The following is a 14,300-nucleotide window of genomic DNA, read 5'->3' as shown; positions in this document are numbered from 1 at the left end:
CACAACACCCTCCAGAACGCCAAGGGCACCGGCGCCGACCTCACCATCCGCGCCACCACCTCCCACGGCGACATCACCGCCCACGCCAACTGACCGCCCCCACCGCCTTCCAGAAAACGAGGAGCACACCCGTCATGACGCACCCCGCGATCGCGGCGAACGGTCTGCGCAAGTCGTACGGCGACAAGGTCGTCCTCGACGGAGTCGACCTGACCGTCCCCGAGGGCACGATCTTCGCCCTGCTCGGTCCGAACGGCGCCGGCAAGACCACCGCCGTGAAGATCCTGTCCACCCTCGTCTCCGCCGACTCCGGCCGGGCCTCCGTCGCAGGCCACGACCTCAGCGGCTCCCCGCAGGCCGTCCGCGCCGCCATCGGCGTCACCGGCCAGTTCTCCGCCGTCGACGGCCTGATCACCGGCGAGGAGAACATGCTCCTCATGGCCGACCTCCACCACCTCCCCAAGGCCGAGGGACGCAAGGTCGCCGCCGAACTCCTCGCCCGCTTCGACCTCGTGGACGCCGCGAAGAAACCCGCCTCCACCTACTCCGGCGGCATGAAGCGCCGCCTCGACATCGCCATGACCCTCGTCGGCGACCCCAGGATCATCTTCCTCGACGAACCCACCACCGGCCTCGACCCCCGCTCCCGCCACAACATGTGGCAGATCATCCGCGAACTCGTCGCCGACGGCGTCACCGTCTTCCTCACCACCCAGTACCTCGAAGAAGCCGACGAACTCGCCGACCGCATCGCCGTCCTCAACGGAGGCCGCATCGTCGCCGAAGGCACCGCCGACCACCTCAAGCGCCAGATCCCCGGCGGCCACGTCCGCCTCCGCTTCACCGGCCCCGACGCCTATCGCAGCGCCTCCGACGCGCTGGGCGAGGCGACGCGGGACGACGAGGCCCTGACCCTCCAGATCGCGAACGACGGCAGCCAGCGGGCGCTCCGCACCCTGCTCGACCGGCTCGACGCGGCCGGCATCGAGGCGGACGAACTCACCGTCCACACGCCCGACCTCGACGACGTCTTCTTCGCCCTCACCGCCACCACCGTCCCCGCCCAGCCGAAGGAGGCTGTCCGATGAGCACCCTGTCCCTCGCCGTCCGCGACTCGTCCACGATGCTCCGCCGCAACCTCCTGCACGCCCGCCGCTACCCGTCGCTGACGCTGAACCTGCTGCTCACGCCGGTGATGCTGCTGCTGCTCTTCGTCTACATCTTCGGCGACGTGATGAGCGCCGGCATGGGCGGCGCGGACCGCTCCGCGTACGTCGCCTACCTCGTCCCGGGCCTGCTGCTCATGACGATCGGCTCCACCGTGATCGGCACGGCGGTCTCCGTCTCCAACGACATGAGCGAGGGCATCATCGCCCGCTTCCGCACCATGGCCATCCACCGCCCGTCGGTCCTCGTCGGGCACGTGGTCGGCAGCGTCCTCCAGTCGGTGGCGAGCGTGGTCCTCGTCGGCGCGGTGGGCGTGGCGATCGGCTTCCGCTCCACGGACGCCACGGCCCTGGAGTGGCTGGCCGCCTTCGGCCTGCTGGTCCTGTTCGCCACGGCGCTCACCTGGATCGCGGTCGGCATGGGCCTGGTCTCGCCCAACGCGGAGGCCGCGTCCAACAACGCGCTCCCGCTGATCTTCCTGCCGCTGATCTCCAGCACCTTCGTCCCGGTCGCGCAGATGCCGGGCTGGTTCCAGCCGATCGCCGAGTACCAGCCCTTCACCCCCGCCATCGAGACCCTCCGCGGCCTGCTCCTCGGCACCGAGATCGGCCACAACGGCTGGCTCGCGGTGGCCTGGTGCGTCGGCCTGGCCGTCCTCGGCTACGTCTGGTCGACGAGGACCTTCAACAAGGACCCGAAGTAACCGCCGTGCCGGCCACCCTCGGCACCCGCGTCCCACTCCCCGGGGCGGCCTGTTCCGGCACCACGCCGGAGCACGCCGCCCCGTCGGCGTCTCAGCGGGACGCTCCGGCGGCGTCCGGCCCGAACCGCCGCCGGTACGCGGACGGCGACAGGCCCGTGTCCCGGCGCACCAGCGCCCGCAGGTTGGCCGCCGTGCCGAGTCCGGTACGCCGGGCCACCACGTCCAGGCGGGCCTCGCCGCGTTCCAGGAGCCGCCGGGCCAGCGTCACCCGCTCCCCCGTCAGCCAGGCGAGCGGCGTCGTCCCCAGCTCCGCCCGGAACCGCCGGTGCAGCGTCGCCGGGCTCACGGCGGCCCGGGCCGCCAGATCGCTCACGGCCAGCGGCCGGTCGAGGTGCTCCTGCGCCCAGGCCAGCAGCGGCGCCAGGGACTCGTCCGGGACCGGCGGGACCGGCCGCTCGATGAACTGCCGCTGTCCGCCGTCACGGTGGGCGGCGAAGACCAGCCGCCGGCTGACGGCGGTGGCGATCTCGGCGCCGTGGTCGCGCCGGACGACGTACAGCCCGAGGTCCAGGGCGGCGGCGCTGCCCGCCGCTGTGAGGATGTCGCCGTCGTCGACGAAGAGCACGTCCTCCTCCAGCCGGACGGCCGGGAAGCGGGCGCGGAAGTCGTCCGCCCACTGCCAGTGCGCGGTGGCCCGCCGCCCGTCCAGCACCCCCGCCTCGGCCAGCGTGAACGCCCCGCTGCAGAAGCCGATCAGCCGCGCCCCGCGCGCGTGCGCCCGCCGGATCGCGTCGAGGACGGCGGGCCGGCGCGGCACGGCGACGTCGGGACGGTTGGGCACGACGACGGTGTCGGCCGTGTCGGCGGCGTCGAGCCCCCGCACCCCGGACAGCGTGAAGAAACCGTCCCGCATGACCGTCTCCGGCTCCGGCGAGCAGAGCCCGAAGTCGTACAGCAGCTCCCGCCCCTCCCCCAGCTCGGGCCGCCGCAGTCCGAAGACCTCGCTGGCGCAGCCGAGCTCGAAGGGATTGGAGTTGGCGTCGACGATCACGACGACCCGGTGGAGCGACCGCCCACGAGCCCGCCCCTGCGAGGATCCTTGCGTCATACGCGATTCCTAGCACTCACGCGGGACCGGCCGCCACGGCGAGGATCGCCCCATGACGAACCACGAACCCCTCGCCCTGTCCGCCGCCCTCGCCTCCTTCGACGCCCTGTGGAGCCCCCGGATCGTCGCCCGCGTCAACGACTACGACGTCCGCGTGGCCAAGGTCGAGGGCGAGCACCTGTGGCACGCGCACGACGACACCGACGAGTTCTTCCTCGTCCTCGACGGCGAACTGCGCATCGCGCTCCGCGAACCGGCCGGCGAGCGCACGGTCCGCCTCCCGAAGGGCTCGGTCTTCACCGTCCCCCGGGGCACGGAGCACAAGCCGTACGCCCCCACCGGCGCGTCCCTCCTCGTCTTCGAACCGACCGGCACCTCCACGGTCGGCGACCGCCACGACGAGGTCCCGTCCCACGTGGACGCCACGACGGGCCACGCGCTGGAACTGTGATCATGGGGCGCATGACCCGCACCCTGTCGACGCCGCCCGTCATCGAGACCGGCGCGCTGTCCGCCCGCCCCCAGCCCGTCCTCCCCGCCGCCGGCGGGCTGCTGCTGCGCCCCTGGGAGGAGGCCGACGCCCCGGTCTTCCTGTCCGCGTACGCGGACGAGGAGCTGCGGCGCTGGCACACCCGGCGTCCCACCTCCGCGGCGCAGGTGGCCGGCTGGTTCGACGACTACCGCGAGGACTGGGCGCGCGAGAAGGGCGCCCACTGGGCGGTCACCGGCGCGACCGGGGAGGTCCTCGGCCGGATAGCCCTGCGCGGCTTCGACTTCGACGACGGCGTCGCCTGGGTCGGCTACTGGGTGCTGCCGGCCGCCCGGGGCGCCGGAGTGGCCACCCGGGCCCTGACGGCGCTCGCCGCCTGGGCTCTGGACGAGGCGGGCTTCCACCGCGTGGAGCTGGAGCACTCGGTCCACAACGCCGGTTCCTGCGGCGTCGCCGGGAAGGCCGGCTTCGCCCTGGAAGGCACCAAGCGCAGGGCCGCCGTCCACGACGACGGCCCCCACGACATGCACCTCCACGCGCGCGTGCGGGGCGACTGAGCCTCCGCGCTCCTCACGCTGCTCCCCTCGCGTTGTCAGTGGGCCCTGTCACGATAGCGATCAGACCGGACGACACGATCGTGAAAGGGCGTGCGCGCCATGGGGACCTGGGACATCGGACCGTTCGACAACGACACCGCCGCCGACTTCTCGTACCGGGTGGACGAGGCCGCCGACGGGAAGAAGGCGGACGTGCTGCTCGCGGCGTTCCGGGAGGTGACCGGGACCGGGGAGGAGTATCTGGACGCGGACTTCGGGGCGGAGGCGATCGCGGCCGCCGCGCTGGTGGCGGCGCAGTGCGCGGGCGGGGAGGCGGTGACGACCTCGTACGGGCCGAAGGAGCCGCTGGGTGACCTGCCGGTGGAGCTGCGGGCGGAGGCCGTCGCCGCGCTCGACCGGGTGCTCGCCGAGCCGTCCGAACTCCTGGAGCTGTGGGAGGAGTCGGACGGCGAGGAGTGGAAGGCGGGGGTGCTGAAGCTGCGGGGGGTGCTGACGGGGGCCTGAGCCCCCGTCAGGGGCGGCGGCCCGTCACCCGCGCCGTGCTGCCGTACGTGTGCGGGTCCGGCACCGCGACCTCGAAGCCGGCCGAGGCGAGGATGCCCGTCAGGGCGTCGCGCATGAGGACGTGCACGGTGTTGTGGTGGCGGACCGCCGACGGCGGGTCGTCGTGGTCGATGCCGCGGGCGTAGAGGCCGAGCGCCTCCGCGCACAGCTCGTCGCTCGTCGTCCAGTCCGCGAACACCCCGCCGTCGGCGAGGCGGTCCACGTGGACAGCCACCCCCGCCCCGGCCCGCCGGTCGTCGTCGCGGTCGCTCCTGTGGGCGGGGAGCCCCGCGCGGACGAGTTCCCGGCAGACCTGGTCGGCCAGGTCGTTCCACTCGGCGAGCACGTCGGGCGGCGCGAGTGGCGGCAGGTCGAAGTCGGGGTGGCTCACCTCGCGATCGTTCCACATGGACTTCCTCCCGGGTCGTCGGATCCTTCACCGAAGGCACGGCTCCGGGTGCGGCAGTTCGCGCTCGGCGCGGACGGCCCGGTGCGGGTCGGTGTCGTCGCGCAGTCGCCCGTCGGGGAGGGCTGCCGGGCCGAGTTCGAGCACCTTCGGCTCACGCCGACGACGCTCGCCCACCTCTTCGACGGACGGTGAGAGCCCGGCGGGCGTACGCTCCCGCCATGACGGGCATCGGGGTGTGGCGCGCGGAGGCCGTCGGGCATCGGCGGGGCGAGGGCTCGCCGCCGTACGAGTGGGCCCACCGCCGGGGCGAACCGCTGGCCCGGCGCGGCGAGTTCGCCGTCCACGGAGCGGAGGGCGAGGTCCGGGCGACCGGCGCCGACGGCCGTACCCTCTGGACCCACGCCTTCGCCGGCCGCCCCAACGCCGCCCATGTCTCCGGCGGCCGGGTCCTGGTGACGACGGACTCCCTGGAGTACACGCCCTGGGGCTTCCTCGGCCCCGCGTACCTCCTCGACCTGGCCGACGGCCGGCTCGTCGCCGAGCTGCGCGGCGAACGCGGCGCGGCCCTCGGCGGCGGCCGCTTCCTGCTGGGCCTGGAGGGCTACGGCATCTTCGAGACCCGCGCCTACGACCGCGACGGCGCCGAGACGGACCGCTGGCCGTCGTACGGGCACTACGTCGTCGGCAGCGGCGTCCGCGTCGTGGAGGCGGACCGGCGCATCCCGACCCGGGGCCGTGTCGTACGGCTCCTGCCCGGCGGCACCGTCGTCCCCGGCCCCCGGCTCGGCGACCCGCAGCCGCCGCGACCGGTCGTCCTGCCCGACGGGACCGTCCTCGTCCTGGACGGCGGGGTGATCCGCGCGGTCGGCCGCGACCTCGGCACGACCGTCCTCGCCGAACTGAAGCCGCTCACGGACACCCGGACGATACGTGCCCTGCGGTGGGACGGGAACGAACTCACCGCGACCGTCGCGGAACCCCACCCGGCCGACCCGGCCCGGTACACGGTCGACACCTGGACCTTCCGCCTCTCCGCACCGCCAGCACGACGGACGTGACGGTCGCCCCGGCAGCGGTGACGGCGAGGACGAGCAGCCCCGGGTTCACCCACGCCGGGACGATCTCCTCCCCCGCGCACACCAGGCTCACCGGCAGCGCGCTGCTGGAGTCCGGGCTTGCCATGTGGCCCGCGTTGAACCAGCACGCGTCCTCCGGCTGGAGGAAGGGCATGTACGAGAGCCCGTACACGTGCAGCGCCCCACCGAGGAGGTAGGCCAGGGCGGCGATCCACGCGGCCTTCTTGGCGGGTGTACGCCGGCGGCGGGGCGGGGGCGGCAGGCCGGCGTTCTCCCGGCGGGCGCGGACCAGCCCCACGTAGGTGATCCCCGCCCACGTCGGAAGGACGACGGCGAGGATCACCATGCCGATGAGGGTCGCCACCGGTCAGCGGCCGATGCGCCCCTCGGCGGCGGCGCTCACGAACGCCGTGAAGGCGGCGGGCGACGCGAGGAAGGCGGGGCCTTCGGGGTTCTTGGAGTCGCGGACGGCGATGTGGGCGGAGAGGTCGGCGACCTCGATGCACTCGCCGCCGTTGTCAGCGCTGTACGAGGACTTACGCCAGTGCGCGCCCGCCAGGTTCCGGTTGGTCTCCATAGTGCTCCTCCATGACGCGGGTGATCAGCGCGGTCGAATCCTCCACCGACAGGGCGGCCGCTCGCAGGTGATCGTAACGGAGCGACCCGTCCTTGAACGCGGTTGAATCCACCGTCATATGGCCCTGGACAAAGTCCTCGGTGTAGACGAGATCCGGGTCGTCATCGAAGCGGAGGAGGGTGAAGGAGCCTGGCTGACCCGCGTGCGCTCCCACCGCGAACGGAAGGACCTGGATCTTCACCCACTCGCGCTCCTGCATGGTCAACAGGTGGGCCAGTTGAGCTCTCATCACCGCTCGACCACCGACCTCCTGACGCAGGGCCGCCTCGCTCATGACGAACCAGAGCAGAGGCGGGTTCACGCGGTCCAGGATCCGTTGGCGCTCGATCCGCGCGGCCACCTGGGTGTCGACGTCGCTCTCGAACCTGACGCTCATGACGGCCTGGGCGTACTCCTCCGTCTGGAGCAGCCCATGCACCAACTGCGCCTGGAAGGAGCACAGGTACGTCGCCTTCTGCTCCATCTCCACATACGGCCTGAACCACGACGGCAGTTGGCTCTTCAGCACCAGCCCCACCAGCCGCGTGAAGAACCCGCCCGTCATCAGCGCCGCGTCCAGGCGCTCCGAGAACTCCCTGGTCGGGACCTTTCTCGCCGTCTCGATCTGGCCGATCAGCGAGCCCGTGCAGAAGAGGATTCCGCCGAGCTTCGACTGGCTGAGGCCCGCGTCTTCTCTGAGCCGGCGGAGTTCGTAGCCGTAGTAGTCCAGCGGGGAGGCGCTGGGATCGAGGCTGCGGATGTTGACCATGGCGAGGTCACCCCCCATTGCGTACGCACCGTGGCGTTGCGTTCAGTCCGTAGCCGAGCGTAACGAGATGCGCTCACTCTGGAGGCATGAATGAACCAACAGACTTGCATCCTGCGGCACTTGAGGCCAGCTACCGGATGGGCTTCACCGTGGGTGAGCACTCGGCGCGCCACATGCGCACCATCCTGCGCATGTTCCTCACGCGGTGGGGACTCGATCAGCTGAGCGATCCCGCGACCCTCGCGCTGACCGAGCTCGTCGCGAACGTCGTGCGGCACGTGCCGGGGCGCCACTGCTCGGTGCTGATCCTGCGGGAGCCGTACGGGGTGCGGGTGGAGGTGGCGGACGGGGTGCCCGGCGCGCTGCACGCGAAGGCGCCGGAGCCGACGGCGGAGGGCGGGCGGGGGCTGGTCCTGGTGGAGGGCGTGACGGACCGGTGGGGGGTGGAGGAGCGGAGGGACGGGAAGACGGTGTGGTTCGAGTGCGACGCGTAAGGCACGATGGGCGCCCGTACCGACGTACTACTCGCCAGTAGGAGACCGCCATGTCCGAGCCCAGTGCCGAGATCCTCGCCGCCTTCGAGGCCGCGAAGGGGTTCATGCCCGTCGGGGAGGGCCTGGCGCTGTACGCGGCGGCGGCCGAGGCCGGGAAGCTCGGGCTGCCGCTGCTGGAGGTGGGCACGTACTGCGGGCGCTCCACGATCCTGCTCGCGGACGCGGCGCGGGCGGCGGGGACGGTCGCGGTGACCGTGGACCACCACCGGGGCAGCGAGGAGCAGCAGCCGGGGTGGGAGTACCACGACCCGACGGTGGTGGACCCGGAGGTGGGCGTGATGGACACGCTGCCGACGTTCCGGCGGACGCTGCGGAAGGCGGGTCTGGAGGAGCACGTGATCGCGGTGGTCGGGCGCAGCCCGCAGGTCGCGAAGGTGTGGGGCGGGGAGCTGGGGCTCGTCTTCATCGACGGCGGGCACACGGACGAGCACGCCACGAACGACTACGAGGGCTGGGCCCCCCGGGTCGCCCCCGGGGGCCTGCTGGTCATCCACGACGTCTTCCCGGACCCGGCGGACGGCGGCCAGGCGCCGTACCGGATCTATCTGCGGGCGCTGGAGTCCGGCGACTTCGAGGAGGTCTCGGTCACGGACTCGCTGCGGGTGCTGCGCCGGGTCGCCTGACCGCCGGGGCTCCCGAGTGCCGTCGAGCGGGTCACTTGCGCCAGAACAGGTGGTGGGTGACCCCGCTCGGGCTGGGGACGACGTCCAGGTGGTAGCGGTCGGTCAGCTCCTCGGGCGCGTCCCAGAGCTTGAGGCCGCTGCCGAGCTTCACCGGGGAGACGGCGATGTGGAGGGTGTCGACGAGGTCGGCGTCCAGGAACTCGCGGATCGTCGTCACCCCGCCGCCGAGGCGGACGTCCTTCCCGTCCGCCGCCTCCTTCGCCCGCTCCAGGGCGGTCGCCGGGTCGGCGTCGAGGAAGTGGAAGGTGGTGTCGGAGAGCGTGAAGGACGGGCGCTCGTGGTGGGTGAGGACGAAGACCGGGGTGTGGAACGGCGGCTCCTCGCCCCACCAGCCCTTCCACTCCTCGTCCCGCCAGGGGCCGCGCAGGGGGCTGAACTTGTTGCGGCCCATGATCTCGGCGCCGATGTTGTGGTGGAAGTCCCGGACCATGTAGTCGTCGAGGCCGCGGGTGCCGCCGGGGTCGGTGCGGGTGGGCCAGCTCGCGGTGGCCCCGGCCCAGGAGAAGAGCCCGGTGGGGTCGACGTTCCCGAAGGGCCGCTCCAGGGACTGGTCCTCGCCGGCGGCGATGCCGTCGGCGGAGACGAAGAAGTTCTGGACCTTCAACAACTGGGGCATGGGGCTCCTCCTCGTTCGGTCGTTCCGGAGTCATGACTGCCCGGGCGGCGCGAACTCATCGCGGGGTGCGCGTACCCTACGCGAAGGGGTTCAGATGTAGTACTACGAACGGAGTGGTCCCCATGGCCCGACGGAACCCGGAGCGGCGCACCGCGCTCGTGGACGCCGCGATCGAGGTGCTGGCCCGCGAAGGCGCCCGGGGGCTGACCTTCCGGGCGGTGGACACCGAGGCCGGGGTGCCCACCGGGACCGCCTCCAACTACTTCGCCAACCGCGACGACCTGCTCACCCAGGCCGGGGCGCGCGTCTACGAACGGCTCCAGCCGGACGAGGCGACCATGGAGGGCACCAGGACCGCGCCGCACGACAAGGAGACGTACACCCGGCTGATGCGGGAGCTGGTCGGGCGGATCTCCGCCTTCCGCACCGGCTACCTCGCCCTCCTGGAACTGCGCCTGGAGGCCACCCGCCGGCCCGCGCTCCGCTCGATCCTCACCGAGCGGGTACGGGCCGACGTCGAGCAGAACGTGACCTTCCACGAGGCGTCCGGGCTCCCCGGCGACGCCACCGCCGTCAAGCTGCTGATCCTCACCCTGAACTGGCTGATCGTGGAGCAGCTGACCCTCCCCGACGTCTTCTCGGAGGAGGAGCGCGACGCGCTGGTGGCGGCCGCCGTGGACCGGATCGTCTTCGCCGCCTAGTGCGGACCCGTCAGTACAGCCCCTTCGTCACGTAGAGGCAGTTGGTGTACGAGTAGCCGGGCTCGATGGTCGCCTTGCTGCTCTTGGTGTCGCCGGCCGTGGAGAAGCCCGTCCCGGCCCGCTTCTGGAGCAGGTGGTACTTGCCCGCGGGCAGCTGGATCGTCACCTTCGGGTACTTCGAGGACGGGCCGGAGCACGGCTTGAAGCCGGGCCGGAGGGTGTCCAGGCGTTCGTAGCTGCGGCAGCCGCCGCACGCCTTCAGGGTGATCTTGCCGGTGACCGGGCCGGTGTAGAGGAGTTCGACCTCGTCGTCGGCGTCGTTGCTGATCACCATGGTCATCCGGGCGCCGCCCGGCACCGTCGCCGGCGGCAGCTTCCTGCCGGCCTCCGGCTCCTCGGCGGCGATCTGCGCGGCGATCGCGATCGAGCGGGCGTGGCCCACCGATTCGCCGTCCGGGTAGTCCTTGACGTACTGGTTCATGGTCTCGACGGCCTTGGTGAACTCCTTGTCCCCGAACTGGTCGGTGCCGCAGGCGAAGACGCCCTTCCGCACGCCCCGGTCCGCGTCCGCCCGCGCCGCGTCCAGCGAGAGGCCCTTGGACCCGGCCGCGACCACCCGCAGGGCGCGCAGCTCGTCGGTGGTGTCGCACCGGTCGAGCGAGGTGTCGCCGACGGCGGCGACCTTGGCCCGGATCGCGTCCCGGACGGCGGTCGTCGCCTTCCCGACGTACGGCGACTGCGGGAAGGTGGCGGTCAGGTCGTTGAAGTTGTCCGTGACGGCCGTCGACGTCGTCCCGCCGAGGGCGGCCGCGCCGCACTCGTACAGCGAGTGCGCCAGCGGCTCGTCCGTCCCGCCCGGGCGGTCGCCGAGCAGCGCCTTGTCGACGGTGTCGGGCAGCGACCGCAGGTGCTTGAGCGGGAGGATCGCCGCGCAGTACTTCTTCTCGTCGTACGGGGCGGAGACGGTCTTGTAGTACGCGTCGAGGCTGGCCGGCACGAGCTTCGCGGCGCGCGAGCCGGCGTGGTCCCGGGCCAGCTCCTGGTACGTGGTGAGCGCCCTGCGGTAGCTGGGCTCGGCGGTCGCGAAATCCGTCCCCTGCCCGCTCTTCACCAGCGCGTCGGCGTCGGCGAGCCGGGCGAGCAGCGCCTGCTGGCGGGCCTCCTCGCGGGCGTCCTCGTGGGCGCCCGCCCAGGCGACGGCGCCACCGACGGGCGCGGCGAGCAGCACCACGGCGAGCGGCAGCGCCAGGCGGCGGACGGTGGTGCCGAAGGCGATCCGGGCGCGCAGGCCGCGGCGGGCCCCGTCGGCCGCGGCGGCCAGCAGGAAGACGCCGTACCCGATGAGCACGCCCTGCGGCACGCCGTCCGCGTCCGCCGGGAGCGCCGTCAGGAGCAGTCCGGCGGTGGCGGCCCAGCAGAGGGCCGCGAACAGCCACTGGCGGAGCACGACGTAGCCGAGGCCGAGGCAGGAGAGGTTCAGCAGGGCGACCAGCACGGCCTGGAGGGGCCGGGCCTCGCCGCCCGCACCGCCGCCGGGGCCTCCCGGCGGGGCGGGGGGCGGCGGCGGGAGCGTCCCGGCACCGGCCCAGCCGGGCGCGGCGGCGGGCGCCTGACCGGGCGCGGGACCGTAGCCGCCGCCGTAGCCGCCGTAGCCCCCTCCGTAGCCCTCGGGAGGCGGCCCGAAGCCACCGCCGGACGTGGCCCCCGGGCCGGCCGCGGCGGCCGCCGAGCCGTGGGACCCGCCGTTCTGCGGCGCCTCCCAGGGCGCGGGCGCGGGGGCGGGCGCGGGCAGCCGGAAGGAGCCGGTGGCGGAGGCGTCGGTACCACCGGCGACGGGCGGCCCGAAGCCGCCGCCGGGCGCGGAGCCCGTACCGCTTGCGGCGGGCGCGCCGAAGCCGCCCGCGTCACCGACCGTGCCGCCGGGCCCGGCACCGGCCCCCGGCGGCGGCCCGAAGCCGCCCGCGGGGGCGGCGCCCGTGCTGCCGTCGCCGCCCCGGCGGGGGCGCATCATGATCGTCTCACCGGAGCCGTCGGCCGGCGGCTTGCGCAGGTCCGGGCCGGGCGGTGGTGTGTCCTGCGGGCCGGGAGCCGGCCGGGCGTCCTGCGGGACCGGGCCGTCCTGGCCCGGCCTGGCGTCCTGCGGTGCGTCCGCGTCCCGGCGCGGACGCGCGTCGTTCGGTTCTTCCCCCGCCACGGTTCCCCCTCGTGGTCCAGGCGCGGTGACCCCGTCACCGCCGCTTCTCGGTCCTACCCTTCACCGGACCCGCACACGCGTCCAGCGGATTGCCGCCGCGGTGACCGAGCCGGTACCTGCGGTCCGTCTTTCCGGCCACCGGAGGGCCTAGAGTCGCGGGGTGCCGTACGACCACAGGAGTCCCGTGACCCGCTCCGTCCCCACCGCCCGCGCCGCCCTCGCGGTCCTCGTCTGCTCCGCCGCCCTCGCCGGGTGCGGGGCCGCCTCCGAGGCGGCGGAGGGGACCCAGGGGCCGGGCGCGGCGGCCACGACGCCCGCCGCCGCGACCCGTACCCAGGCCGCCACCGCGACCCCCGCCCGTCCGCTCGCCGGGCGGACCGTCGTCGTCGACCCCGGCCACAACCCGGGGAACTTCCGGCACGCCCGGGAGATCAACGCGAAGGTGGACATCGGCACCGCCCGCAAGGAGTGCGACACCACCGGGACCTCGACGAACGCGTCCGACGGCGAGGCCGCGTACACGGAGGCCGCCTTCACCCTCGACGTCTCGCACCGGCTGCGGAAGCTGCTGGAGGCGCGGGGCGCGAAGGTGGTCCTGACGCACGACGCCGACCGGCCGTTCGGGCCGTGCATCGACGAGCGGGCCCGGATCGGGAACGAGGCGAAGGCCGACGCCGTCGTCTCCGTGCACGCGGACGGCTCGGCGGCCGGCCACCGCGGCTTCCATGTGATCGTGCCCGCGAAGGTGAAGGAGGGGGCCGCCGACACCGGCCCGATCGTGGCGCCCTCGCGCGAACTCGGTGAAGGGATCGTGTCCGGTTTCCGCCGGGCGACCGGCACCTCGCCCGCCAACTACCTCGGCGGCGGAACCGGTTTGGACGTCCGTTCGGATCTCGGAGGTCTCAATCTGTCAACGGTGCCCAAGGTCTTCGTCGAATGCGGCAATATGCGTGATCCGAAGGACGCCGCACTGCTGACGTCCGGGGTGTGGCGGCAGAAGGCGGCGCAGGGCATCGCCGACGGCATCGTGACCTACCTCCAGGGGTAGAACCCGCGAGCGATAGATTCGCTCCGTACGATGGGGCCGCCCCCGTGCCAAGAACCGGCGCCTGCCCGACGCGACGACGACCCGACGAAGGACTTCTTACGTGAATATCCGCTCCCTCACCCGAGGCGATGGCGTGCTGATCGGTGCTGCGGTGGTGCTGTTCATCGCCTCGTTCCTCGACACCGCCGGCTGCGACGGCCCGGCCGCGGTCTGCGACCAGATCGACTTCGGCAACTCCTGGGAGGCGTCGCCGCTCGGCTGGGGCGCCTTCTTCCTCGGCATCGCCGGCGCCGCGCTCGTCGTCTTCGCCCACGGTCTGCCGCAGCCGCGGAAGGTCCTGGGCCTGGAGCTCGGCCAGGTCGGTGCCGCCTTCACCATCGCCGCCGCGTGGAACCTGCTCATGTGGGTCTTCGAGTCCGCGAACGCGGGCGCGGGCCTGATCCTCGGCGTCATCGCCGCGCTCGTCGGTGCCGCCGCCGCGGTCGCCGCCCCGATGGTCCCGGCCCTGAAGGCCCCGCTCGTCGGCGCCCCGCGCCCGCAGACCCCGCAGACCTACGGCGGCCAGCCGCAGCAGGGCGTTCCCGGCGGCTACGGCTACCCGGGCGCCCAGCAGGGCCAGCAGCCCTACCCGGCGCCGCACGACGCCTCGCAGGGCGGCTCGCCCTTCGGTCAGCCGCAGCCGGCCGCCGCGCAGCAGCCGGAGCCGCAGGCCGCTCCGCAGGGCGGCGGGGACTTCACCCCGTTCTGGTTCGCCGTGCCGGTCGCCCGCCCGCTGTACGCGGAGGACGGCTCCGGTTCGCAGATCGCCGAACTGGCCCCCGGGACCTGGTACCTGGCCGTGGAGCAGCGCGGCCAGGCGCTGATCGCGCAGACGCAGGACGGGCGCCGCGGTGTCCTCCAGGACGCCACGGGCATCCAGCGCGGCTGAGTTCCCCGAAAGCCGTGGCAGCGGGCCCCCCCCCCCCCGCGCCCCCCCCCCGGGGGGGGGGGGGGGGGCGGAGAGACCCGCGCCGAAAGAGGCCCAGCAGGAGCAGAAAACGAGGTCGCTGACGGAGCGCGGGGACGC

General features: G+C 73.5%; 19 protein-coding genes. 12 read left to right on the top strand and 7 right to left on the bottom strand.

The window, feature by feature from the left end; genetic code table 11:
• Positions 1 to 134: 134 nt before the first annotated feature.
• Together ACFW1I_RS35140 and ACFW1I_RS35135 are read left to right on the top strand one after the other, a co-directional pair.
• Positions 135 to 1,088: an ATP-binding cassette domain-containing protein gene (locus ACFW1I_RS35140; protein WP_384677616.1), complete on the top strand. Its 954-nt coding sequence runs from the start codon at positions 135 to 137 to the stop codon at positions 1,086 to 1,088.
• A complete protein-coding gene (locus tag ACFW1I_RS35135; protein ID WP_384677614.1) occupies positions 1,085 to 1,870 on the top strand; it encodes an ABC transporter permease in 786 nt (261 codons plus the stop codon). The genes ACFW1I_RS35140 and ACFW1I_RS35135 overlap by 4 nt, the downstream gene beginning before the upstream one ends.
• Positions 1,871 to 1,961: 91 nt before the next feature.
• Here ACFW1I_RS35135 and ACFW1I_RS35130 read toward each other — a convergent pair whose 3' ends face one another.
• On the bottom strand, positions 1,962 to 2,978 hold the full coding sequence (locus tag ACFW1I_RS35130; protein ID WP_384677613.1) for a GlxA family transcriptional regulator: 1,017 nt from the start codon (positions 2,976 to 2,978) through the stop codon (positions 1,962 to 1,964).
• A gap of 52 nt (positions 2,979 to 3,030) precedes the next feature.
• Here ACFW1I_RS35130 and ACFW1I_RS35125 point away from each other — a divergent pair, with 52 nt between their 5' ends.
• The 3 genes from ACFW1I_RS35125 (at position 3,031) to ACFW1I_RS35115 (ending at position 4,529) form a co-directional block, all read left to right on the top strand.
• Entirely contained in the window at positions 3,031 to 3,429 is a 399-nt protein-coding gene (locus ACFW1I_RS35125) for a cupin domain-containing protein (RefSeq protein ID WP_384677611.1), read from the top strand.
• 11 nt (positions 3,430 to 3,440) lie between these two features.
• Complete coding sequence (locus ACFW1I_RS35120) at positions 3,441 to 4,025, top strand: GNAT family N-acetyltransferase (RefSeq protein WP_384677609.1); 585 nt, start codon at positions 3,441 to 3,443, stop codon at positions 4,023 to 4,025.
• 99 nt (positions 4,026 to 4,124) lie between these two features.
• On the top strand, positions 4,125 to 4,529 hold the full coding sequence (locus ACFW1I_RS35115; protein WP_384677607.1) for a DUF4259 domain-containing protein: 405 nt from the start codon (positions 4,125 to 4,127) through the stop codon (positions 4,527 to 4,529).
• A 7-nt stretch (positions 4,530 to 4,536) separates the two neighbouring features.
• Here the strand turns inward: ACFW1I_RS35115 and ACFW1I_RS35110 are convergent, their stop codons facing one another.
• Positions 4,537 to 4,977, bottom strand: a complete 441-nt coding sequence (locus ACFW1I_RS35110; RefSeq protein ID WP_384677606.1) for a hypothetical protein — start codon at positions 4,975 to 4,977, stop codon at positions 4,537 to 4,539.
• Positions 4,978 to 5,025: 48 nt separating this feature from the next.
• Between ACFW1I_RS35110 and ACFW1I_RS35105 the strand changes: the two genes are divergently transcribed.
• Together ACFW1I_RS35105 and ACFW1I_RS35100 are read left to right on the top strand one after the other, a co-directional pair.
• A complete protein-coding gene (locus ACFW1I_RS35105; RefSeq protein WP_384677604.1) occupies positions 5,026 to 5,169 on the top strand; it encodes a hypothetical protein in 144 nt (47 codons plus the stop codon).
• Positions 5,170 to 5,195: 26 nt separating this feature from the next.
• Positions 5,196 to 6,035: a hypothetical protein gene (locus ACFW1I_RS35100; RefSeq protein WP_384677602.1), complete on the top strand. Its 840-nt coding sequence runs from the start codon at positions 5,196 to 5,198 to the stop codon at positions 6,033 to 6,035.
• Here ACFW1I_RS35100 and ACFW1I_RS35095 read toward each other — a convergent pair.
• The 3 genes from ACFW1I_RS35095 to ACFW1I_RS35085 are packed head-to-tail and all read right to left on the bottom strand — an operon-like array spanning position 5,935 to position 7,438.
• Complete coding sequence (locus tag ACFW1I_RS35095; protein WP_384677600.1) at positions 5,935 to 6,399, bottom strand: hypothetical protein; 465 nt, start codon at positions 6,397 to 6,399, stop codon at positions 5,935 to 5,937. The genes ACFW1I_RS35100 and ACFW1I_RS35095 overlap by 101 nt on opposite strands.
• Before the next feature lie 21 nt (positions 6,400 to 6,420).
• Positions 6,421 to 6,630, bottom strand: a complete 210-nt coding sequence (locus ACFW1I_RS35090; protein WP_384677598.1) for a DUF397 domain-containing protein — start codon at positions 6,628 to 6,630, stop codon at positions 6,421 to 6,423.
• On the bottom strand, positions 6,590 to 7,438 hold the full coding sequence (locus tag ACFW1I_RS35085) for a Scr1 family TA system antitoxin-like transcriptional regulator (protein WP_384677596.1): 849 nt from the start codon (positions 7,436 to 7,438) through the stop codon (positions 6,590 to 6,592). Before ACFW1I_RS35085 ends, ACFW1I_RS35090 begins: the two co-directional genes overlap by 41 nt.
• Before the next feature lie 86 nt (positions 7,439 to 7,524).
• Here ACFW1I_RS35085 and ACFW1I_RS35080 point away from each other — a divergent pair, with 86 nt between their 5' ends.
• Positions 7,525 to 7,932: an ATP-binding protein gene (locus ACFW1I_RS35080; protein WP_384677594.1), complete on the top strand. Its 408-nt coding sequence runs from the start codon at positions 7,525 to 7,527 to the stop codon at positions 7,930 to 7,932.
• Positions 7,933 to 7,982: 50 nt separating this feature from the next.
• Positions 7,983 to 8,615, top strand: a complete 633-nt coding sequence (locus tag ACFW1I_RS35075; RefSeq protein ID WP_384677592.1) for a class I SAM-dependent methyltransferase — start codon at positions 7,983 to 7,985, stop codon at positions 8,613 to 8,615.
• Positions 8,616 to 8,646: 31 nt separating this feature from the next.
• On the opposite strand, the gene ACFW1I_RS35070 is transcribed toward ACFW1I_RS35075, so the two are convergent.
• Positions 8,647 to 9,291, bottom strand: coding sequence for a dihydrofolate reductase family protein (locus ACFW1I_RS35070; RefSeq protein ID WP_384677590.1), 645 nt, complete (start codon positions 9,289 to 9,291; stop codon positions 8,647 to 8,649).
• 122 nt (positions 9,292 to 9,413) lie between these two features.
• Here ACFW1I_RS35070 and ACFW1I_RS35065 point away from each other — a divergent pair, with 122 nt between their 5' ends.
• Complete coding sequence (locus ACFW1I_RS35065; protein WP_384677588.1) at positions 9,414 to 9,992, top strand: TetR/AcrR family transcriptional regulator; 579 nt, start codon at positions 9,414 to 9,416, stop codon at positions 9,990 to 9,992.
• A 10-nt stretch (positions 9,993 to 10,002) separates the two neighbouring features.
• On the opposite strand, the gene ACFW1I_RS35060 is transcribed toward ACFW1I_RS35065, so the two are convergent.
• Positions 10,003 to 12,186, bottom strand: a complete 2,184-nt coding sequence (locus tag ACFW1I_RS35060) for a hypothetical protein (protein ID WP_384677586.1) — start codon at positions 12,184 to 12,186, stop codon at positions 10,003 to 10,005.
• A 160-nt stretch (positions 12,187 to 12,346) separates the two neighbouring features.
• Between ACFW1I_RS35060 and ACFW1I_RS35055 the strand changes: the two genes are divergently transcribed.
• Positions 12,347 to 13,234 carry an N-acetylmuramoyl-L-alanine amidase gene (locus ACFW1I_RS35055; protein WP_384677584.1) on the top strand — a complete coding sequence of 296 codons (888 nt, stop codon included), beginning with the start codon at positions 12,347 to 12,349 and terminating at the stop codon, positions 13,232 to 13,234.
• Between the two features lie 100 nt (positions 13,235 to 13,334).
• Entirely contained in the window at positions 13,335 to 14,162 is an 828-nt protein-coding gene (locus ACFW1I_RS35050; protein ID WP_384677582.1) for a hypothetical protein, read from the top strand.
• The last annotated feature ends 138 nt before the right edge of the window (positions 14,163 to 14,300 follow it).

Source organism: Streptomyces sp. NPDC058955 (assembly GCF_042741435.1).
Taxonomy (GTDB): domain Bacteria; phylum Actinomycetota; class Actinomycetes; order Streptomycetales; family Streptomycetaceae; genus Streptomyces.
Note: the sequence above shows the minus strand (reverse complement) of the source record. Positions and strands in the feature narration are given on the sequence as shown.